The organism is Amycolatopsis sp. CA-128772 (genome assembly GCF_002904295.1).
Classification (GTDB): domain Bacteria; phylum Actinomycetota; class Actinomycetes; order Mycobacteriales; family Pseudonocardiaceae; genus Amycolatopsis.
In genome coordinates, this window is record NZ_PPHG01000077.1 from 96,425 (window position 1) to 117,605 (window position 21,181).

The following is a 21,181-nucleotide window of genomic DNA, read 5'->3' on the forward strand; positions in this document are numbered from 1 at the left end:
AGCGTAGCGATACCTCCCTCACCCGAGTGGACGCACTCGCCGTGTTCGCCCACTTCAGTGTCCGGTCACCTTCGCCGCGTACGGTGAGAGCACCGCACGGACTGCCTTAGGAGGACCCAGGTGACCAGGATCGTGATCATGGGCGGGGGCCCGGCCGGCTACGAAGCCGCGCTCGTCGCGGCCCAGCACGGCGCCGACGTCACGATCGTCGAACGGGACGGCCTGGGCGGGGCCTGCGTCCTCTACGACTGCGTCCCCTCGAAGACCTTCATCGCCAGCTCGGGCGCCCTGGCCAAGATGCACGACCTCGGCGAACTCGGCATCAACACCGACATGGCCGACACCAGCATCGACCTCCCGACCGTCCACGGCCGGGTGAAGGGCCTCGCCCTCGCCCAGTCCGCCGACATCCGCGCCCGCGTCCAGCGCGAAGGCGTCCGCGTCATCGCCGGCGAGGCCCGCTTCTGCGACGAAGAGCCCGGCCTGGCGACGCACAAGGTCGCCGTCACGACGAAGGACGGCACCGAGAAGCTGCCCGCCGACGTCGTCCTCATCGCCACCGGCGCCACCCCGCGCGTGCTGCCCGGCGCCGTGCCCGACGGCGAGCGCATCCTCGACTGGCGCCAGCTCTACGAGCTCCAGGAGCTCCCCGAGCACCTCGCCGTGATCGGCTCGGGCGTCACCGGCGCCGAGTTCGCCTCCGCCTACACCGAGATGGGCGTCAAGGTCACCGTCGTCTCCAGCCGTGACCGCGTCCTCCCGCACGAAGACGCCGACGCCGCCGCGGTGCTCGAAGAGGTCTTCTCCCAGCGCGGGACGACCGTCGCCAAGCACGCGCGCGCCGACCGCGTCGAGCGCACCGAAAAGGGCGTCCGGATCCAGCTCGCCGACGGCCGCGTGATCGAAGCCAGCCACGCGCTGATGACCGTCGGGTCGGTGCCCAACACGAAGGACATCGGCCTCGACAAGGTCGGCATCGAGGTCGGTCCCGGCGGGTTCATCACCGTCGACCGCGTTTCGCGCACCTCCGTTCCCGGGATCTACGCCGCCGGCGACTGCACCGGCGTGCTCATGCTGGCCTCGGTGGCGAGCATGCAGGGCCGCATCGCGATGTGGCACGCGCTGGGCGAGGGCGTCGCGCCGATCAAGCTCAAGACCGTCGCCGCCAATGTGTTCACCCACCCGGAGATCGCCACCGTCGGCATCAGCCAGCAGGCGATCGACTCCGGCGAGGTGCCCGCGCGCACCATCATGCTGCCCCTGGCCACCAACGCGCGCGCGAAGATGGAGGGCCTCCGCCGAGGCTTCGTGAAGCTGTTCTGCCGCCCCGCCACCGGCGTGGTCGTCGGTGGCGTCGTCGTGGCGCCGCAGGCGAGCGAGCTCATCCTTCCCATCGCGCTCGCCGTCCAGAACCAGCTCACAGTGGACCACCTGGCACTGACATTTTCGGTGTACCCGTCGCTCTCGGGCTCGATCACCGAGGCCGGGCGCCAGCTCATGCGCCACGACGATCTCGACTGATTCCGTAGGCAACCCGTCGCGCCCCGTCGCGTCTTGTCGGTTGTAAGGCTGAAGGACGCGAAGGGTGTGAAGGTGCGCAAGACGGTGTTTTTCGTTGCGGCAGCGGTGATCGGGGCGACGGCGCTGGCGGGACCGGCGATGGCGCAGAACACCGGCACCAGCACCGCCGCCGCGCCGGCCCCGGCCGCCGGCATGGTCCAGCTCAACGTCAACACCGCGGTCAACCAGACGCTGGTGAACAAGTACGTCCGCGACGCGCCGAACGTCGCGCTGGCGAAGTGCGAAGGTGCGTCGCCGAAGTTCGCCTCGCCCGTGCTGACCTTCTCCAACTACACCCCCGGCCCGTTCATGGGCGCGGACGCGAACATCAGCGCCGACGTCGAGCTGAAGCCCGGCACCGCGGCGGGCACGTACCCGCTGACGGTGACCTGCGGCAGCCAGACCTACAGCGCGCAGTTCTCGGTGCCCGCCTCCCAGGTCTCGAAGGTGCCGTCGGGAGCCGCGAAAGCGGGCGACGGCAGCATGGCCGGCTGATTTCGGAAATCGCGGGAAACCACCTCGGGGCCACGCTCCGGGGTGGTTTTTTCTTGCCCGGGAGCAACCTCCGCCGCAGGTAGAGCGTCTTCGTGAGCAAAAGCTCCCGGGGGAGGGAAACCGATGGAAACGAAAAAACTCCTGGCCGTGGCCGCCGTTTCGGGTGGATTGCTGCTTTCGGCTCCGGCGGCCTTCGCCGGCACGCCGGCCCAGCACGCGGCGAACCCGAAGGCCTATCTCCGCGTCATGCCGACCGCGGCCCGGCCGGGCGCGAAGGTGGAGATCCGGCTCGGCTGCGAAGCCGCGAGCACGAGCGACCTGGTGTCCCCGGTCCTCAAGATCGGCGCGCTGCGGCGCGTCGGCCCGCAGAGCGACCCGGCCAAGGCGCCCGCCGCCGCCGCGTCGGCGGCCGTGCAGCCCGCGAAACCCGGCGTCTACCGGGTGTCGTTCTCCTGCGGCGGTGCGGAACTGAGCACGAAGTTCACCGTCCTGGGTGAACGTCCTCAGGTGGCGAAGGTGCCGTCGGGGGCGCCGCAGACCGGCGGTGGCCCGGCCGGGCACGGGCCGCTCGCGGCCGCGGCCGCCATGGGTGCGCTCGCCGTCGGGAGCGGCGGGCTCGTGCTGGCCCGCCGGGCCCTGCGCCGCTGACCGCCGCGGAGGTACCGTCGGGATGCAACCAAACGGTCCACCCGGACGTGTGAATTCCAGGCGCCGGTCACGGGGGAGACTATGACGACGAGGATCACGACCAGACGGGGTGTGCTGATCACCCTGGCCATCGCGTTGCCGGCGGCATTGGCGGTGCTGGCCCTGACGCTCGGCGGCGGCCCGGAGCCGTCGTCCGCGCAACCGCCGCCCGCCCAGCCGGTCGCGGTGGCCCCGCAGCCGCGGAGCGAAAGCCGGGACGCCGTCGAGGCCCTGCCCAGGTCCGAGCCCGTTTCGCTCGACATCCCGAAGATCGGCGCCCGTTCGTCGCTGGTCCCGCTCGGGCTCAACCCGGACAACACCGTGCAGGTGCCGCCGGTGACCACACCGCTGCAGGCCGGCTGGTACACCTACGCGCCGACGCCGGGCGAGGTCGGCCCGGCGGTCGTCCTCGGGCACGTCGACGGCAACCACCAGAAGGGGATTTTCTTCCGGCTCAAGGAACTCGCCGCCGGTGACCGCGTCTCGATCGCCCGCAAGGACGGGACCACGGCGGTGTTCGAGGTGACGAAGGTGCACCAGGTGCCGAAGAAGGACTTCGAGGCCGAAGGCGTGTACGACGACACGGCCGGTCCCGAGCTGCGGCTGATCACCTGCGGCGGCGTGTTCGACCGGAGCGCGCACAACTACGTCGACAACATCGTCGTCTACGCCCGCCTGGTCCAGGCCTGATTTTCGGTTTTTGTCGGTGCCCGGTGCCAGACTGTGCCGGTCGTCATCAACCGGCGGCGCCGACGAGGGTAGGGGAGTCGAAATGGTGTTCCGGGAAGAAAGATGGCCCGACGGCACGCCCAGCTGGGTGGACCTGATGGTGCCCGACCAGGCGAAGGCGATCGCCTTCTACAGCGCCCTGTTCGGCTGGGACGTGCAGCGGGGCGGCGAGGAAACCGGCTTCTACGGCATGGCGGAGCTGCGCGGCCGCCCGGTCGCCGGGATCGGCCAGACCCCACCGGGCCAGGACATCCCGCCGGTGTGGACGACCTACCTCGCGGTATCCGATGTGGACCGGACGGTCACCGCGATCACCGAGGCCGGCGGGCAGGTCGTGATGCCGGTGATGGAGGTGATGAAGGAGGGCCGGATGGCCGTCGTGGCCGATCCGGCGGGCGCGGTCTTCGGCCTCTGGGAGGCGGGCCACCACCTCGGCACGCAGGTCACCGCGGCGCCGGGCACGCCGGCCTGGAACGAGTGCATGAGCCGCGACTTCGCGGCGGCGAAGCCGTTCTACGAAGAGGTCTTCGGCTACGGCTTCCAGGACATCTCGAGTGACCAGTTCACGTACACGGTGCTGCTCATCGACGGGCGGCCGGTCGGCGGCCTCGGCGGGCTGCCCGACTCGGTGCCGGCCGAGGTGCCGTCGCACTGGCTGGCCTACTTCTGGGTGCCGGACGCCGACGCGGCCGCGGCCAAGGTGACCGAGCTCGGCGGCACGGTGCAGGGGAAGGCGTTCGACTCGCCGTACGGGCGGCAGGTGCGGGTCACCGACGACCAGGGCGTGCCGTTCCTGGTGATCGCACCCAACGAACAGTCCGGCGAGCCGGAGGGCTGGGAAGGGTGAGCGGGCGGGCCGGAGACGCCGTCGGGCGCCCCCGGCCCTCGCCGGTCAGTCCTCTTCGGAGACCCAGTCGAAGGTCTTCGTGACGGCCTTCTTCCAGTTGCGGTACTCGCGCTCGCGGCGGGCGTCGTCCATCGACGGGTCCCACTGCTTGTCCTGGGCCCAGTTGGTGCGGATGTCGTCCTCGGACTTCCAGAACCCGACGGCGAGGCCGGCGGCGTACGCGGCACCCAGCGCGGTGGTCTCGTTGACCACCGGGCGGATCACCGGCACGCCGAGGATGTCGGCTTGGAACTGCATGAGCAGCTCGTTGACGACCATGCCGCCGTCGACCTTGAGCGACTTCAGCGGGACTCCGGAGTCGGCGTTCATCGCGTCGATGACCTCGCGCGACTGGAAGGCGGTCGCCTCCAGCACCGCGCGGGCGAGGTGGCCCTTGTTGACGAACCGGGTGAGCCCGACGATCGCGCCGCGAGCGTCGGATCGCCAGTAAGGAGCGAACAGACCCGAGAACGCCGGGACGAAGTACGCGCCGCCGTTGTCCTCGACGCTGCGCGCGTGCTCCTCGATCTCGGCCGCGGTCGCGATCATGCCGAGGTTGTCGCGCAGCCACTGCACCAGTGAACCGGTGACGGCGATGGAGCCTTCCAGCGCGTAGACCGTGTCGTTCGAGCCGATCTTGTAGCAGACCGTGGTGAGCAGCCCGTTCTGCGACATCACCTTTTCGGTGCCGGTGTTGAGCAGCATGAAGTTGCCGGTGCCGTAGGTGTTCTTGGCTTCGCCGGGCGAAAGGCACGCCTGGCCGAACGTCGCAGCCTGCTGGTCGCCCAGGATGCCCGCGATCGGGACGCCGGCCAGCGCGCCCTTCTCGCGAACCTTGCCGTACTCCTCGGACGAGGAGCGGATCTCCGGCAGCATCGAAAGGGGGATGCCCATCTCGCCGGCGATCTCGGCGTCCCACTGCAGGGTGTCGAGGTCCATCAGCATGGTGCGGGAGGCGTTGGTCGGGTCGGTGACGTGCACGCCGCCGTCGGCCCCGCCGGTCATGTTCCACAGCACCCAGGTGTCCATGTTGCCGAAGACGAGGGCACCGGCCTCGGCCTTCTCGCGCGCGCCCTCGACGTTGTCCAGGATCCACTTGATCTTGGGTCCGGAGAAGTAGGTCGCGAGCGGGAGGCCGACCTTGTCGCGGTAGCGCTCCTGGCCGCCGCCGAGGTTGCCGAGCTCGGTGACGATCTTGTCGGTGCGGGTGTCCTGCCAGACGATGGCGTTGTACACCGGCTTGCCGGTCGTCTTGTCCCAGACGAGCGCGGTCTCGCGCTGGTTGGTGATGCCGACCGCGGCGATGTCCTTCGCGGTCAGGTCGGCCTTGGCGAGGGCACCGGCGGCGACCCGGCGCGTGTTCTCCCAGATCTCTTCGGCGTTGTGCTCGACCCAGCCGGCGCGGGGGAAGATCTGCTCATGCTCACGCTGGTCGACCGAGACCACGCGGCCCTCGTGGTTGAAGATCATGCATCGGGTCGAGGTGGTGCCCTGGTCGATCGCGGCTACGTACGAAGTCATGTGTGCTCCCGGAATTGGCGTCGAACGGCGATCAGGTCAGGTTGTGGACGACGAGGTACAGGAGGGCGGCGAGGGCGCCACCGGCGAGCGGGCCGACGACCGGGATCCACGAGTAGCCCCAGTTGGCGTTGCCCTTGTTCCGGATCGGCATCAGGAACGCGTACGCGATCCGGGGACCGAGGTCGCGCGCCGGGTTGATGGCGTACCCCGTCGGACCGCCGAGGGAGGTGCCGATCACGAGGACGACGAACGAGACACCCGCGTAGCCCAGCGCGGAGTTGCCGAAGTTCGGCGTCCCGCCGTCACTGGCGGCGTAGGTCGGGCTGAGCAGGATCCAGGCCACCAGCACGAAGGTGCCGATGACCTCGGTGACGAGGTTCCACGCGATGTTCGGGATCTGCGGGCCGGTGGAGAAGATGCCGAGGGTGTTCTCGGGCTCGGGGTGGTCGTCGAACTGCAGCTTGTAGGTGGCCCAGCAGAGCATGGCGCCGATGATGGCCCCGGCGAACTGGCCGATGAAGTAGAAGGGAACGTCGGCCCACGGGGTCTTGTCGGCGATGGCGAGGCCCAGCGTCACCGCCGGGTTGAGGTGCGCACCGCTGGGCGCGGCGATGCTGGCGCCGGTGAAGACGGCGAACGCCCATCCGAAGTTGATGAACAGCATGCCGCCGTTGTTGCCGTTGGTCTTCCGGAGGACGTGGTTCGCGACCACACCGTTGCCGAGCAGGATCAGGGCGGCCGTTCCCAGTAGTTCCCAGACGATTATTGCCCCAGCACTCACCGCTGCACCTCCACACTGGACACTCTGCGCAGGGTCGATCACGGCGTGCCACGGCTCCGTTGCCGACCCACGTCCGCGCGACGTTACCGGGGCGTAGAAGCTACTTCCAAGCACCGGAGAGCCGAATTCTTTCAAGATCCCGGTCAAGATCCCGGTCAAGATCGCGGAGGGTTACGCCACAAGTGTCATCCGTGGACGGGCGGAGGATCACCGGGTCGTGCGATGCTGGAACCCCCGCCAGCACGAGGAGGATGTCACGTGGCGCAGCACGCAGCGGAGACGAACCCGGCTCGACTGGGCCCGGCCAAGCGGGAAGAGACCTGGCAACGGCTCGGGAACGAGACCTTCGACCTCGTCGTGATCGGCGGTGGCGTCGTCGGCGCGGGCACGGCCCTGGACGCGGCGACGCGCGGGCTGCGGGTCGCCCTCGTCGAAGCCCGCGACCTCGCGTCGGGGACGTCGAGCCGGTCGAGCAAGCTCTTCCACGGCGGCCTGCGCTACCTGGAACAGCTGGAGTTCGGCCTGGTCCGGGAAGCACTGCGCGAGCGTGAGCTGATGCTGACGACCATCGCGCCGCACCTGGTGAAGCCGGTCAGCTTCCTCTACCCGCTGACGCACCGCGTGTGGGAGCGGCCGTACACCGCGGCGGGTCTGCTGATGTACGACACGATGGGCGGCGCCCGCAGCGTCCCCGGCCAGAAGCACCTGACCCGGGCGGGCGCGCTGCGGATGGTGCCGGCGCTCAAGCGGTCGGCGCTGATCGGCGGGATCCGCTACTACGACGCGCAGTCCGACGACGCCCGCCACACGATGACGGTGGCGCGGACGGCGGCGCACTACGGCGCGGTCGTGCGGACCTCGACCCAGGTCGTCGGGTTCCTGCGCGAAGCCGACCGGGTGTCGGGCGTGCGCGTGCGTGACGTCGAGGACGGCCGCGAAACGGAGATCTCGGCGGCCGCGGTGATCAACTGCACCGGCGTGTGGACCGACGAGCTGCAGCGGCTGTCCGGCGGCCGCGGCCGGTTCCGGGTGCGCGCGAGCAAGGGCGTGCACATCGTCGTCCCGCGCGACCGGATCGTGTCGGAGTCGGGGATGATCCTGCGCACCGAGAAGTCGGTGCTGTTCGTGATCCCGTGGCGCAATCACTGGATCGTGGGAACGACGGACACGGACTGGGAACTCGACCTGGCCCACCCGGCGGCGACGAAGCACGACATCGACTACATCCTCGAGCACGTCAACACGGTCCTCGCGACGCCGCTGACGCATGACGACATCGAAGGCGTGTACGCGGGCCTTCGCCCGTTGCTGGCGGGGGAGAGCGAAGAGACTTCGAAGCTCTCGCGCGAGCACGCGGTGGCCCGCGTGGCCCCGGGCCTGGTGGCGATCGCGGGCGGCAAGTACACGACCTACCGGGTGATGGCGGCGGACGCGGTCGACGCGGCGGCGGTCGACCTGCCGGGCCGCTCCCAGCCCTCGATCACGGACAAGGTCCCCCTGCTGGGCGCGGACGGCTACCACGCACTGGTCAACCAGGCCGACCACCTGGCGGCGGAGCATGGGCTGCACCCCTACCGGGTGAGGCACCTCCTGGACCGCTACGGCTCGCTGGTCCACGAGGTCCTGGCCTCGGCGGAGGGCCGCCCGGAGCTGTTGAAGCCGATCGAGCACGCCCCGGACTACCTGGGCGTGGAGGTGGTGTACGCGGCTTCGCACGAAGGGGCGCTGCACCTGGAGGACGTCCTGGCCCGCCGGACGCGCATCTCGATCGAGTACGCCCACCGCGGCGTGGACTGCGCCGCGCAGGTCGCCACCCTGGTCGGCGAGGTCCTCGGCTGGTCCCCCGAAACGGTGAAGCGCGAGATCGAGGTGTACCAGGCAAGGGTGGAGGCCGAGCGCGAGTCGCAGTCGCAGCCGAGTGACGAAGCGGCGGATGCCTTGCGGTCGGCGGCTCCGGAGGCCCGGGCGGGCATCGTGGAGCCGGTGAGCTGAGGGTTGTCCACAGCCCTGCCGGGTTGTGGACAACCGGCGCTGCGGGGCGCTTTCGGACCGGTTTCTGTCCGGAGGCGCCGATAGACTGGCCTCGGGGGGCGCCCCCGCGGGAATGGCGGCGATTCAGGACGTTCGGTGCTGCCCGGACCGGGACCGAGGGGCCTCGAGACGTTGGGTGCCAGCGGCCCGCCACCGAGGCTGGTCAGGATCTCCGGTGCCGGTGCCGGTGCCGGTGCCGGTGGCCCGGGACCGAGGATCCGCAGGACGTTGGGTGCCTGCGACCCGCGAACGAGGCTGGTCAGGACCCTCCGGCGCCAAGCGGCCCGGGACCGAGAACCCTTAGGAAGTCCGGTGCCAACGAATCAGGCGTTCCCCCGTCGCGGCTCGCTCCGGCTCCGGGCCGATCAGCGTAAACCCGCACCGCTCGGCCACGATCGCCGATGCCGTGTTGCTCTCCTCGTACCGGTAGCTCACCTCGGCCAGCCCCAACCCCCCGAAGCCGAACCTGAGCGCCGCGTTCAACGCCGTTGTCGCGACTCCCTTGCCTCGCTCGGCCGGGTGGATCCAGATCGTCGCCTCCGCGTACGCCGCGTCCAGGTTCAGCTCGCGTAGGCCCACTTCGCCCAGCAAGCGGCCCGATGTCGGCTCGGCGATCGCCCACGAACAGCGCTCGTCGCCCGCCCACTGGGCCGCTCGCAGCGCCACGTACTCCGTTGCCTCGTCCAGCGTGCGCAACCGGTAGTTCAGCACGTACTTGCGGTGCGTCGGGTCCGCGAACGCCTCCATCAGGAGCCGGCGGTCGTCGATGTGCCGGTCGGCGCGCAGCTGGCGCAGGTAGTACGTGCCCGCGTTGATCTCCACCGGTTCCACTCCACCCAGCCTAGCCAGGCCGGGAGCGCGCCGCCCCCGGCCTGGCATCGACCGCCTCTTACGGGGTGAAACGCCAGATCACCGGGACGCCGCCCTCGTCGAGCGCGCCGTTCGAAGCCCAGCCGGTGAACACGCCGTCGTCGGTGACGTGGCTGGCCAGGTAGCCCGGGTAGGTGCCCGGCTGCTTCAGGTCGCCGGCCGGGGTGGTTCCGCGCCACGCCGTCGGCTTGCCGCGGAACGAGCCCGGGACCGGGGCCTGGCCGATCGTCAAGCCGCCCACGTTCAGGTCGCCCGCGTAGTCGCCGCCGGCCAGCGCGACCGGCGTCTCCGGCGTTGTCCAGCGGATCGCCTGGGACGCGTTGGCGTTCGAGGCGAACCCGACCACGACGCCGTTGCGGATCGCCGAACCGTGCGGGTTCGAGAAGCCCGGGATGTCCGCCAGCGGGCGGCTCACGCCGTTCTTCCAGACGATGTCGCGCGCGAACCCGCTGAACAGGATCGCGCCGTCGTCGTCGATGTCGACCACGTTGTCCGCGCCGGCCGGCAGCGGGAACACCGTGGCCGCGCCGCCACCCGCCGGCCAGACCGCCGCCGCGTTGTCCGCCGGGTCGTCGGTGAAGACCAGGCCGGCCGCGTCGCCCCGCCGGTTCACCGCGCGGATCTCGAACGACCGGTAGCCGGGCGGGTTGTCGCGGAGGTGGAAGCCCGTGTCGTCGAGGACGAACGTGCGGTCGTCGTTGGTGTCGTAGTCGAGCGCCTCGCCGTAGATCCGCCCCGCGCTGTCCTCCCCTTCGGCCATCGCCCACTCGAAACCCGCCGGCGCGCCGCGCAGCACCGGCTTGCCCCCGCGCCAGCTCACCACCTGCAGCTTGCCGTCCACGATGAACGACCCCGTGTACTCGCCGTGGCCGTCCGAAGCGTGCAGATAGCCGTGCCCCGCCGGGTCGGCGCCGGCGGGCAACGGCAGCAGCGTCGCCTGCCAGCCCAGCCGCCCGGTCGCGGCCTGTGCCGGCCCGGCCGCCAGCGCCGCGACGGCGAGCGCCGCCGTGGCGAGCGCCCCCGACCGCGTCCACATCCTGTTCATGGTTGTCTCCCTTTCCCCCGACCTGCGTGATCACCACGTCGGAACGCGGGAGCAGGTTGCCCGGCAAAGGGAGTAATCAGCGACGGCGGCGGGCGCCCGCGATCATGGCCACGACCAGTGGCAGCGCCACCGAGATGATCAGCAGCCGGCCGCGGGACAGGATCAGCACCGCGATCGCCAGGACGATCGCGATCGGCACCGCGCCCGCGGTCAGGAAGCGCACCAGCGCGTTGTCCTCCGACGACGCCACCGGGACCCGAGGCGCCGAAACGCCGTTCAGCAACGCGCTCGGGCGGGGCGAGGGGAGGTCTTCGAACAACGGGACGAGCTCGCTGACCCGCTTGGCCGCGGTGACCTTCGCGGACCGGGCGCCGTACTCGTCGATGTCGAGGCGCCCGGTGCGGACGTGCTCTTCCAGGACGTCCAGGGCGTCCTGGCGTTCGGCGTCGCTCAACCGCATGTCGCCCACGCCCGGATCAGCGGCCCAGCTCGCGCCGGTAGGAATCACGCAGTTCGCGACGGCGTTCCCGGTCTCGCAGGTGCCGGTCGCGACGGTCGTGGTGGTGCCCGTGGCCCCACATCGCGCGGCCGAACACGCTCAGCCCGATCGGCAGCAGAATCAGCGTCCCGGCCACCACCCCGGACGCGATCAGCGCGATCACCGCGATCCAGACCAGGGGCACGAACGCGGCCACGAACCGCTGCGACGACGACCAGCCGTCCGGGGCCGCCGGCCGCGGTGCGGGGTCGTTCGCCGGCTCGGGGGTCGCGACGGCGGCCTTCGGCACGTCGTCGTACTGCGGGTGCGGCGCCGGCAGGTCCGCGAAGATCTCACCCAGTTCGCCGCGCGTCTTGGCCGCGGTGATCCGGGCCGAGCGCTCGCCGTATTCGTCGATGTCGATCCGCCCCGCGGTCATGTGCTCACCGAGCGCGGACAGCGCGGACTCGCGGTTCTGGTCGCTGATCCGCAGCTGCGGAGACGGGACTTCGGTCACGTAGTCGATGGTAGGCCGCCCCGGGGGCGGCCCACCACGACATCTGTAACGAACCGCGCTACTTGATCTCGAGAAGCTGCGTGCCCTGCGTCACGGCGGCGCCGACCTCGACCGAAAGACCGGTCACGGTGCCCGCTTTGTGCGCGGTGACCGGGTTCTCCATCTTCATCGCCTCGAGGACGACGATCAGCTCACCGGCTTCGACGCTCTGGCCCTCTTCGACGGCCACCTTCACGATCGTGCCCTGCATCGGCGCCGTGACGGCGTCGCCGCTCACCGCGGCCTTGGTGCCGCCGGCGCGCTTGCGCGGCTTGGCCTTGACGGCCGTGCCGCCCCCGCCGCCGCCCCCTTCGAACGCGAACCCGCCCGGCAGCGACACTTCCAGGCGCCGCCCGCCGACCTCGACCACGACGTTCTGGCGCGGCTCTTCCTCGGCAGCCTCGACGTCCGGCGCGACGAACGGCTCGATCCGGTTGTCGAATTCCGTTTCGATCCAACGGGTGTGCACGCTGAAGCCGTTCTCGTCGCCGATGAACGCGGGGTCGTCGACGATCACGCGGTCGAACGGCAGCACGGTCGCCATGCCTTCGACGACCATCTCGGCCAGCGCCCGGCGGCTGCGCTCCAGGGCGTTGTTCCGGTCCGAGCCGGTGACGATCAGCTTGGCCAACATGGAGTCGAACTGCCCGCCGATGACGCTGCCGGACTCGACGCCGGAGTCGACGCGCACGCCCGGACCGCTCGGCGCGACGAACTTCGTCACCGTGCCGGGCGCGGGCAGGAAGCCGCGGCCGGCGTCCTCGCCGTTGATGCGGAACTCGATCGAGTGGCCGCGCGGCTCGGGGTCCTCGGTGATCCGCAGCTTCTCGCCGCGCGCGATGCGGAACATCTCACGGACGAGGTCGAGCCCGGTCGTTTCCTCCGACACCGGGTGCTCGACCTGCAGGCGGGTGTTGACCTCGAGGAAGGAGATCGTGCCGTCGGTCGCGACGAGGTACTCGACCGTGCCGGCGCCGTAGTAGCCGGCTTCCTTGCAGATCGCCTTCGCGGACTCGTGGATGCGCTTGCGCTGCTCGTCGCTCAGGAACGGCGCGGGCGCCTCCTCGACGAGCTTCTGGTGCCGGCGCTGCAGCGAGCAGTCGCGGGTGCCGACGACGATCGCGGTGCCGTGCATGTCGGCCAGCACCTGCGCCTCGACGTGCCGCGGCTTGTCCAGGTAGCGCTCGACGAAGCACTCGCCGCGGCCGAACGCGGCGACCGCTTCGCGGGTGGCCGACTCGAACAGCTCGGGGATCTCTTCGCGGGTGCGCGCCACCTTCAGGCCGCGCCCACCGCCGCCGAACGCGGCCTTGATGGCCACCGGCAGGCCGTGCTCGTCGGCGAACGCGACGATCTCGGCGGCGTCCTTGGCCGGTTCCTTCGTGCCCGGCACCAGCGGCGCGCCCGCGCGCATGGCGATGTGGCGCGCGGTGACCTTGTCGCCGAGGTCGCGGATGGCCTGCGGGCTCGGCCCGATCCAGGTCAGCCCGGCGTCGAGGACGGCCTGGGCGAAGTCCGCGTTTTCGGAGAGGAAGCCGTAACCCGGGTGCACCGAGTCGGCGCCCGAGCGCTTGGCGGCGTCCAGGATCTTTCCGATGTTCAGGTAGCTCTCGGCCGCCGTGGTGCCGCCGAGCGCGAAGGCTTCGTCGGCCAGGCGGACGTGTGGTGCGTCGCGGTCCGGATCGGCGTACACCGCGACGCTGGTCAGCCCGGCGTCCTTGGCGGCTCTGATCACGCGTACCGCGATTTCGCCACGGTTGGCGACCAGGATCTTGGTCACCGGACCACCCGTGGTTTCGCCGACCTGCTCGGCCACCCCGCACCTCCTGCGTCCGACAGCTGCATTGCTGACCGCCCACGCGGCATCAGGGAAGTCTACGGATATGACGTCGGGAGTCTCTTGAGTGAGAGGTGAACCACGCTCAGACGTGGTGGCGCAGCTCCTCGGGCAGGGGCGAGTCGAGCACGATCACGTCGTACGGGTTCGCCGCGTGGATCTTGGCCAGGTGCTCGGTGTTCACCAGGGCCCAGGGCTGGTGCTCGCCGCAGCAGTCGATCAGCCGGTCGAGCGCGGTGAAGGCGACCAGCGCGGTGCGGCCGTCCGGCGTGCGGCGCAGTTCGATCGACGCGCCTTCGGTTTCGGCGCTGACCGGGCCGGTCGGCAGGTAGAGGGCGGGCGGCAGGTTCGGGTTCGTCACCCGGACAACATAGACGGATACCGTGCGCTACGCGTGACCCCGTCGGGTTGAACCCGCCACATCGTGCCGGGGCGCTTCCGACACGCCGTCGCAAAGCGGCTTACGCTCTGTCTTATGCGGACTACGGCAGCGCGGACGCCCCGGTCGGCGCTGCTCACCGCGGTGCTGGCCGCGGTGGTGACCGTCGGCGCGATCGGCGCGGTGTTCCTGCTGCGGCCGCGGCCCGAGGCGCCACTGGGCGCGGCCGAACCCGCGGCCGCGCCGGTGACACCGGTGGTGACCTGCGGCGGAGACCCCTGCCGCCAGCTCGCGGCGGTCGCGGTCGGGGGCACGCCGGTGGTGCTGCTGGCCGACGCGGCGGGCGGTTCGGCGCGGCTGCGCGTCGGCCCGGAACCGGGCACGGTGTTCGAGCTTTCGATCGCCCAGCTGGGCGTGCGGCTGGACCAGAACTCCCTGCGCTGCATCGACGGCCCGGCCCCGGCGTGCCTGGTCCGCGGCGACGTCGGCGACGACGGCACGGCCGCGTACGGCGAGCTGCTGGTCGGCAGCGGGGGAGTGTGGCGCGACCCGGGCAAGCCGTTCTACGCGGACGCCGGGACGCTGTCGCTCTACGACGTCACGGCCGACGCCAGCCCCGACGTGATCGTGGTCCGCCACGACTGCCCGGACTCCGCGTCCGGCACCCCGAAGTGCACGTCGGCGCCGGTGCTGGGCGAGGTGTACGACCTGTCGGGCCGATCGGTGGGCTGCACGCGGCGGGTGACGTCGCCGTCCGACCTGCGCGGCTGGCCGGACATCCGCCTGACCCGCGCCGACCTCCGCACCTGCCCCTCCTGAGAGGGCGGCACTTTCACGTGAAAGTGCCGCTTTTGCGTCAGGCGTGGGCGGGTTCGGTGTGGCGAGCCGCGGAGCCGTCGTCGGTGTGCTCGGGGCGGTCGGTCGGGGCGTTGAGGACCTCGTCGTCGAGGAGGCCTTCGCTGCGGGCCACGATCGTCGGCACCACGATCTGGCCGGCCACGTTCGTCGCCGTGCGCATCATGTCCATGATCGGGTTGACCGAGTAGATCAGGGCCAGGCCCAGCGCGACCTGCTTGGCGTCGAGGCCGATGAACGACGTCGTCAGCGTGAACGCCGTCAGCCAGCCCGTGGTGCCGGCCGTCGCCAGCGCGCCGACCACGGCCACCACGACGATGCCCACGTACTGCCAGAAGTTCAGCGACACCCCGGCCAGGTTGGCCACGAAGATCGCCGCGATCGCCGGGAACACCGCCGCGCAGCCGTCCATCTTGGTCGCGCTGCCGAGCGGGGTCGCGAAGGCCGCGTACGCCGGCTGGACGCCGAGGTTGACCGCGGACTGGCGGGTCAGCGGCAGGGTCGCGGCCGACGACTGCGAAGCGAACGCGAACTGGATTGCCGTGCCCGCCTTGGAGAAGAACTTCAGCGGGCTGACCTTGGCCACGAACTGCAGCAGGATCGGGTAGACGACGAACAGCACGAGCAGGCAGCCGACGTACACCGCGAGCGTGGTGGAGAACAGCGGCCGGAACAGCGCGTCGCCGTAGTTGGCGACCGCCGCGCCGATCAGGCCGATGATGCCGATCGGGGCCAGCCGGACGATCCAGCCGAGGTAGCGCTGGATGATTTCGAACACGCTCGTCGTGAAGTCGACGAACGGCTTCGCCTTGTCCCCCAGGCTGTAGGCGGCCGCGCCGATCACCAGCGCGAGGAACAGCACCTGCAGCGTCTCGCCGTCGGAGAACGCTTTCACGAAGTTCTCCGGCAGCAGTCCGTTGACGAAGGCGTCCCACGAGCCCCAGTGGTCGACGCTCTTCGCGGCCTTGTCGGCGTTCTTGGCCGTCGCCTCGACGCCGCCGAGGCCGCCGGCGCCCGGGTTGAAGATCCGGCCGACCGCGATGCCGATCAGCGACGCGATGAACGACGTGATCGCGAACCACAGCACCGTCTTGCCGCCCAGGCGCGCGGCGGTGCGGCCGCCGCCGAGGCCGCGGAGGCTGTTGATGCCGACCACGATCGCCGTGAAGACCAGCGGGATCACCGCGATCTGCAGCAGCGTGGTGAAGATGGAGCCGATCTGGTCGAGGAGATCGGTCAGCCAGCCGGCCTCGGTCTGCCGCGCGACGACACCGAGGGCGGCGCCGACGACGAGCGAGCCGAGAACCGCGGCCGCGAACACCCGCGGTTTGGTGTATGTCCGTACGAAAGACACGGGGCGACTCCGGAGCTCGAAAGTTTCTGGTCCTGCCGGGTAACGAGAACGTCAGGCAAGCAAGGACTCTTCCGGATCACCCGATGGTGTGGTGCCTTTCTCAGGATGCGGGAGGCTGCCAGAGATCCACGACACTCACGCCGACCTCGGCCAGCAGCCGGCGCGTCAGCGGCAGGCTGATCCCGATGACGCTCGTGTGGCCGCCGTCGAGCCCGTCGACGAACCAGCCGCCCCGGCCGTCGATCGTGAAGCCGCCGGCCACGTTGAGCGGCTCGCCGCTGGCGACGTAGGCGTCGATCTCGTGCCGGCTCGGCGTGCCGAACCGGACGGTGGTCGACTCCCAGCCGCTGGTCTCCTTCGTGCGCGTCCCGCCCTGGAGCCGGACGACCGCGTGGCCGGTGAGGAGTTCACCGGATGACCCCGCCATCGCCGCCCAGCGCTGCCGCGCGATGTCCGGATCGGCCGGTTTGCCGACCATCCGCCCGCCGATGTTCAGCATCGAGTCGCAGGCGACCACGACGGCGTCCGGGTGGGCCGCGGCGACCTGGTCGATGACGGCTTCGGCCTTGGCCGCGGCGAGCGCGGCGACCAGCTCGGATGGGGACGGGTCGGTGAGGGACGCGGCGACCGCGTCCTCGTCGACGCCGGACACGAAGACGGCGGGCTCGAGGCCGGCGGATCGCAGCAGGGCGAGGCGGGCGGGGGACTGGGAGGCGAGGACGAACTTCACGACTGAAACTTACTTGACCTGGCGGTCGTGACCGAATTGTGACCGGCGTCACTCCGCGATAGAGCTAATTTGTTTTGGCTCGCAACTTATGGATCGACGGATTGTCACGGAGAGAACAATGCCGCTCCTCCGCACCACGAGATCATTGCGAACCACTGTCCTGGCCGGCCTCCTGCTCGCGGGCACGGCCCTGGTCCCGATGGCGTCCGCCACCGCGACGCCGCTGTACAAGGACTCCCGCGCTTCGGTCGCCGACCGCGTCACCGACCTGATGGCGCGGATGACGCTCGACGACAAGGTCGGGCAGATGACCGAGGGCGAGCGCGGCGCCGCGACGCCCGCCCAGTCCGCCGCCGCCCGGCTCGGGTCCATCCTCTCCGGCGGCGGTTCGACGCCGACGCCGAACACCCCGGCCGGGTGGGCGGACATGATCGACGCCTACCAGCGGGCGGCGACGTCGACCGGCCTCGGCATCCCGATCGTCTACGGCTCCGACACCGTGCACGGCCACAACAACGTCTACGGCGCCACGGTGTTCCCGCACAACATCGGCCTCGGCGCCGCGAACGACCCACAGCTGGTCAAGCAGATCGGCGCGATCACCGCCGACGAGTCCGCCGCCACCGGCGTCAAGTGGGGCTTCGCGCCCTGCCTGTGCGTCGCCCGCGACGACCGCTGGGGCCGCACGTACGAGTCCTACGGCGAGGTCCCCGCCAACGCCGTCGCGAACTCCGTGATCATCGAGGGCCTGCAGGGCGCCTCGCTCAGCAATACGACGTCGATCATGGCCACGGCCAAGCACTTCATCGGCGACGGCGGCACCACCGGCGGCGTCGACCAGGGCAACACCCAGATCAGCCTGGACGAGCTGCGGAAGATCCACCTGCCGCCGTTCCAGGCCGCGGTCGCCCACGGCGTCGGCTCGGTGATGATCAGCTTCAACAGCTGGAACGGCGTCAAGGATCACGGCAACAAGTTCCTGATCACCGACCTGCTCAAGGGCGAGCTGGGCTTCTCCGGCTACGTGATCTCCGACTGGAACGGCATCGACCAGATCGACGGCCAGCCCGGGTTCACCGCGGCCGAGGTCAGCCAGGCCGTCAACGCCGGGATGGACATGGTCATGGTGCCCAACGACTACCTGAAGTTCATCAGCACGCTCAAGGCGGAAGTCGGCAACGGGCACGTCCCGATGTCGCGCATCGACGACGCCAACCGGCGGATCCTCACCAAGAAGTTCGAGCTGGGCCTGTTCGAGCACCCGTACACCGACCGTTCGCTGCAGCAGGACTTCGGCAGCGCGGCGCACCACGCCGTGGCGCGGCAGGCGGTGCGCGAGTCGCAGGTGCTGCTGAAGAACGAAGGCGTGCTGCCGCTGGCGAAGCAGAACAACAAGATCTTCGTGGCCGGGAAGAACGCGAACGACATGGGCAACCAGGCCGGCGGCTGGACGCTGACCTGGCAGGGCCAGAGCGGCACGCGGGTGATCCCGGGCACGACGATCCTCGACGGCATCAAGGCCGGTGCCGGGAAGGGCACGGTGGTGACCTATGACCGTGCGGGTAACGGAATCAACTCCGGCTACAAGGTCGCGGTCGCCGTGGTGGGCGAAACGCCGTACGCCGAGGGGCAGGGAGACCGGCCGAACGGACTCGGCCTCGACGCCGAAGACGTCGCCCTCATCGCCAAGCTGAAGGCCTCGGGCGTGCCCCTGGTCGTGGTGACCGTTTCCGGGCGGCCGCTGGACATCGCGGCGCAGCTGCCGTCGGCCAGGGGGCTGGTGGCGGCCTGGCTGCCGGGCTCGGAAGGCGCCGGCGTCGCGGACGTGCTTTACGGCGACTACAACCCGACCGGGAAGCTGAGCTTCACCTGGCCGAAGAGCTCGTCGCAGGAACCGATCAACGTCGGTGACGGCAAGCAGGGCCTGTTCCCGTACGGGTTCGGCCTGTCCTACAGCCGCCGCCGCTAGCCACCGCTCCCGCGGTCCGCGCAGGCCCCCGTCCCGGTACCCGACACCGGACCGGGGGCCTGCACGGTGCTACGCCGCGGCCGCCTCGGGTACCGGGGCTTCCCAGCGCGGCTTGACCCGCTGCATCACCGCGGCGGAGATGACGCCGAGCAGGAGCACGCCCATCGGCAGCAGCATGGTCACGCGGGCGGCGTCGGTCAGTCCATTGTGGACTGCCTGGGTCGCCAGCTTCCCCGCCTGCGCGGCGATCTCCGCGGGCAGGCCCGGCATCGGCGACGAGCCGCCGGTCGAGCCGAACTCGCCGGTGCTCGCCGCCGCGTGGGCGATCCCCTCGGCGAACGGCGCCCGGTACTGCTCCGGCAGCTGCGCCGCCGCCGTCGTCGCCTCGTCGGCGATGGACGCGCTGATCTGCGCCTGCAGCAGCACGCCGATCGCGGCGCTGCCGAGCACGCCGCCGACCTGGCGGGCGGTGTTGAAGATGCCGGACGCGGTCCCGGTCAGCCGCGGCTCGATCGAGCCCATGGTCAGGTTGCTCATCGGCGAGAAGATGCAGCCGATGCCGAGACCGCAGACCAGCAGCGCCGGCACGAACGACCACGCGTTGCTGTCCGGCGTCGCCTGCAGGGCGATGATCCCGAGCCCGGCCGCGAGCGCGGCCAGGCCGAACATCACCAGGTACTTGCCGTTGACCTTGTCCGACGCGCGCCCGACGAACGGCGCGATGATGCCGGACAGCAGCGACATCGGCGCGGTGAGCAGGCCGGCCATGGTCGGGCTCAGCCCGAGCACCGCCTGGATGTAGATGACCAGCGGCAGGAACATGCCGGTCATCGCGAAGCCGACGGTGGTCGCGGTGAGCGTCCCGGCCGAGAAGTTCCGGTTCGAGAACACCTGCAGCGGCAGCAGCGGCTCGCGCTTGTTGAACCGCTGCCACACCAGGAAGGCGACCATCAGCGCCACACCGGCGCCGATGATCTCGAACACCGTGATGCCGCCGAAGACCGTGCCCCAGTCGTACTGCTGGCCGTTCTGGACGCCGAACACGATGCACAGCAGCGCCGCGCTGGAAAGCACGATGCCCAGCAGGTCGAACGAGTGCGCGTGCTTCGGCTGCCAGTCCGGCACCAGCAGCAGCGTGAGCACGACGGCGACCACGCCGATCGGCACGTTGACGTAGAAGATCCACTCCCAGCCGAGGTGGTCGACCAGCACGCCGCCGAGCAGCGGGCCGGCGATCGTGGCCAGCCCGGCGACGCCGCCCCACATGCCCATCGCCGGGCCGCGCTTGGCCGGCGGGAACAGGTGCGTGATGAAGGCGAGCGTCTGCGGCGTCATCAGCGCGGCGCCGAGGCCCTGCACGGCCCGCGCGGCGATGAGCATCTCGACGTTGCCGGACAGGCCGCACCACAGGGATGCGCCGGTGAAGACCACGAGCCCGGCGAGGAAGACGCGCTTCGGGCCGAAGCGGTCACCGAGCCGGCTGGTGAACAGCATCGGCACGGCGTAGGTGAGCAGGTAGACGCTGATCACCCAGACGACGGAGTTCAGCCCGGCGTTCAGTTCGCGCAGCATGGTCGGGATCGCGATCGACACGATGGTCGTGTCGAGCAGGATCATGAAGAAGCCGAGGCACAGCGCGCCCAGCGCGGCCCACGGGTTAGCTTGTCTTGCGTTCATCGTCGTCTTCCCTGGTGATGAGCGTGAGCTTGGGTTGTTCCGTGTCCTGGAAGGAGATCCGCCCGGACCGCAGGTCGTCGTGGAGGCGTTCGGTCCACTGGAGCTCGAACTTCCGGTGGTCGCACTGGTAGCGCCAGTCCAGCCAGTAGATCGCCGGCGTCTCGTCTTCGGCGAGCCGCTGCAGCACCGCGTCGTCCCCGGCCACCGCGGCGCGCAGCCGGGTGATCCGGTGCTCGAGTTCGATCAACGAGGTGTCGCGCCCCAGTTCGTCGATCACCCCGAGCCCGGACAGGAAGGCGGGGAACTCGGTGGCGAGGTCCCCGAGCAGCTCGCGACCGCGCTGGGTGAACTCGTCCAGCCCGGTTTGCGTCATGCCGTAGACAGTCCGTTCGGGCCGCCGTCCGTCACGCTGAGTGTCGACGACCTCGATCAGTCCGTCGCGGCACAGGCGTTCCACGGTGTGGTAGAGCGAGCCTGCTTTCACGTTGACCCGCATGTGGACGTACCGCTCACGCATGAGCTGAGCCATCTCGTACGGGTGCATCGGCCCCTCGTGGAGCAGCTCCAGCACGGCAATGCCGAGTGGCGTCAGCTTGGGCGAGGCCATGGGAGATTCCTCCAGGTCGGTTATTCCACGTGGACTATACGGTGCGGAGTAGGGGTGGTCTACTCCCGATGGGGTAACCGTGCGTGTGCGCTTGGTGAACGGCGGCTGTCCGGCGGGCTGGTACTGTGTCGCGC

Annotated in this window: 20 protein-coding genes; 8 read left to right on the forward strand and 12 right to left on the reverse strand. The window is 70.4% G+C overall.

Annotation, left to right across the window (positions count from 1 at the left end; translation table 11 throughout):
- Nucleotides 1-120: 120 nt before the first annotated feature.
- The 5 genes from C2L59_RS31000 to C2L59_RS31020 all read left to right on the forward strand — a co-directional run bounded on the left by C2L59_RS31000 (nt 121) and on the right by C2L59_RS31020 (nt 4,318).
- The gene (locus C2L59_RS31000) at nt 121-1,521 is read left to right on the forward strand and encodes an NAD(P)H-quinone dehydrogenase (protein WP_103353075.1); all 1,401 of its coding nucleotides are present in this window, start codon (nt 121-123) and stop codon (nt 1,519-1,521) included.
- Nucleotides 1,522-1,593: 72 nt separating this feature from the next.
- Nucleotides 1,594-2,055 (forward strand): hypothetical protein, encoded by a 462-nt coding sequence (locus C2L59_RS31005; RefSeq protein ID WP_103353153.1) that lies wholly within the window; start codon nt 1,594-1,596, stop codon nt 2,053-2,055.
- A 123-nt stretch (nt 2,056-2,178) separates the two neighbouring features.
- Nucleotides 2,179-2,703, forward strand: coding sequence for a hypothetical protein (locus C2L59_RS31010; RefSeq protein WP_103353076.1), 525 nt, complete (start codon nt 2,179-2,181; stop codon nt 2,701-2,703).
- Between the two features lie 81 nt (nt 2,704-2,784).
- Nucleotides 2,785-3,432 (forward strand): class F sortase, encoded by a 648-nt coding sequence (locus C2L59_RS31015; RefSeq protein WP_103353077.1) that lies wholly within the window; start codon nt 2,785-2,787, stop codon nt 3,430-3,432.
- An 82-nt stretch (nt 3,433-3,514) separates the two neighbouring features.
- Nucleotides 3,515-4,318 carry a VOC family protein gene (locus C2L59_RS31020; RefSeq protein WP_103353078.1) on the forward strand — a complete coding sequence of 268 codons (804 nt, stop codon included), beginning with the start codon at nt 3,515-3,517 and terminating at the stop codon, nt 4,316-4,318.
- Between the two features lie 45 nt (nt 4,319-4,363).
- On the opposite strand, the gene glpK is transcribed toward C2L59_RS31020, so the two are convergent.
- Both glpK and C2L59_RS31030 read right to left on the reverse strand, forming a co-directional pair.
- A complete protein-coding gene (gene glpK, locus C2L59_RS31025) occupies nt 4,364-5,878 on the reverse strand; it encodes a glycerol kinase GlpK (RefSeq protein ID WP_103353079.1) in 1,515 nt (504 codons plus the stop codon).
- A gap of 31 nt (nt 5,879-5,909) precedes the next feature.
- Nucleotides 5,910-6,659 carry an MIP/aquaporin family protein gene (locus C2L59_RS31030; RefSeq protein WP_199199332.1) on the reverse strand — a complete coding sequence of 250 codons (750 nt, stop codon included), beginning with the start codon at nt 6,657-6,659 and terminating at the stop codon, nt 5,910-5,912.
- Nucleotides 6,660-6,881: 222 nt separating this feature from the next.
- Here C2L59_RS31030 and C2L59_RS31035 point away from each other — a divergent pair, with 222 nt between their 5' ends.
- Nucleotides 6,882-8,651 (forward strand): glycerol-3-phosphate dehydrogenase/oxidase, encoded by a 1,770-nt coding sequence (locus tag C2L59_RS31035; RefSeq protein ID WP_233223782.1) that lies wholly within the window; start codon nt 6,882-6,884, stop codon nt 8,649-8,651.
- A 339-nt stretch (nt 8,652-8,990) separates the two neighbouring features.
- Here the strand turns inward: C2L59_RS31035 and C2L59_RS31040 are convergent, their stop codons facing one another.
- The 6 genes from C2L59_RS31040 to C2L59_RS31065 all read right to left on the reverse strand — a co-directional run bounded on the left by C2L59_RS31040 (nt 8,991) and on the right by C2L59_RS31065 (nt 13,837).
- Entirely contained in the window at nt 8,991-9,521 is a 531-nt protein-coding gene (locus tag C2L59_RS31040; protein ID WP_103353081.1) for a GNAT family N-acetyltransferase, read from the reverse strand.
- 58 nt (nt 9,522-9,579) lie between these two features.
- Complete coding sequence (locus tag C2L59_RS31045; RefSeq protein ID WP_199199333.1) at nt 9,580-10,605, reverse strand: hypothetical protein; 1,026 nt, start codon at nt 10,603-10,605, stop codon at nt 9,580-9,582.
- Between the two features lie 76 nt (nt 10,606-10,681).
- A complete protein-coding gene (locus C2L59_RS31050) occupies nt 10,682-11,074 on the reverse strand; it encodes a DUF1707 domain-containing protein (protein ID WP_103353083.1) in 393 nt (130 codons plus the stop codon).
- Nucleotides 11,075-11,081: 7 nt separating this feature from the next.
- Nucleotides 11,082-11,600: a DUF1707 domain-containing protein gene (locus C2L59_RS31055; protein WP_103353084.1), complete on the reverse strand. Its 519-nt coding sequence runs from the start codon at nt 11,598-11,600 to the stop codon at nt 11,082-11,084.
- Between the two features lie 58 nt (nt 11,601-11,658).
- Nucleotides 11,659-13,455, reverse strand: coding sequence for an acetyl/propionyl/methylcrotonyl-CoA carboxylase subunit alpha (locus C2L59_RS31060; protein ID WP_103353085.1), 1,797 nt, complete (start codon nt 13,453-13,455; stop codon nt 11,659-11,661).
- Between the two features lie 106 nt (nt 13,456-13,561).
- Nucleotides 13,562-13,837: an SAV_915 family protein gene (locus C2L59_RS31065; RefSeq protein WP_103353086.1), complete on the reverse strand. Its 276-nt coding sequence runs from the start codon at nt 13,835-13,837 to the stop codon at nt 13,562-13,564.
- A 114-nt stretch (nt 13,838-13,951) separates the two neighbouring features.
- Here C2L59_RS31065 and C2L59_RS31070 point away from each other — a divergent pair, with 114 nt between their 5' ends.
- The gene (locus C2L59_RS31070) at nt 13,952-14,674 is read left to right on the forward strand and encodes a hypothetical protein (RefSeq protein WP_103353087.1); all 723 of its coding nucleotides are present in this window, start codon (nt 13,952-13,954) and stop codon (nt 14,672-14,674) included.
- A 37-nt stretch (nt 14,675-14,711) separates the two neighbouring features.
- Here the strand turns inward: C2L59_RS31070 and C2L59_RS31075 are convergent, their stop codons facing one another.
- On the reverse strand, nt 14,712-16,064 hold the full coding sequence (locus C2L59_RS31075) for a dicarboxylate/amino acid:cation symporter (RefSeq protein ID WP_199199334.1): 1,353 nt from the start codon (nt 16,062-16,064) through the stop codon (nt 14,712-14,714).
- A 100-nt stretch (nt 16,065-16,164) separates the two neighbouring features.
- Nucleotides 16,165-16,794, reverse strand: a complete 630-nt coding sequence (locus C2L59_RS31080; RefSeq protein ID WP_103353089.1) for a nucleoside triphosphate pyrophosphatase — start codon at nt 16,792-16,794, stop codon at nt 16,165-16,167.
- A gap of 118 nt (nt 16,795-16,912) precedes the next feature.
- Between C2L59_RS31080 and C2L59_RS31085 the strand changes: the two genes are divergently transcribed.
- Complete coding sequence (locus C2L59_RS31085) at nt 16,913-18,763, forward strand: glycoside hydrolase family 3 protein (RefSeq protein ID WP_103353090.1); 1,851 nt, start codon at nt 16,913-16,915, stop codon at nt 18,761-18,763.
- Between the two features lie 69 nt (nt 18,764-18,832).
- On the opposite strand, the gene C2L59_RS31090 is transcribed toward C2L59_RS31085, so the two are convergent.
- Both C2L59_RS31090 and C2L59_RS31095 read right to left on the reverse strand, forming a co-directional pair.
- Complete coding sequence (locus tag C2L59_RS31090; protein ID WP_103353091.1) at nt 18,833-20,440, reverse strand: DHA2 family efflux MFS transporter permease subunit; 1,608 nt, start codon at nt 20,438-20,440, stop codon at nt 18,833-18,835.
- Nucleotides 20,421-21,047, reverse strand: coding sequence for a PadR family transcriptional regulator (locus tag C2L59_RS31095; protein ID WP_103353092.1), 627 nt, complete (start codon nt 21,045-21,047; stop codon nt 20,421-20,423). Before C2L59_RS31095 ends, C2L59_RS31090 begins: the two co-directional genes overlap by 20 nt.
- Nucleotides 21,048-21,181: the final 134 nt, after the last annotated feature.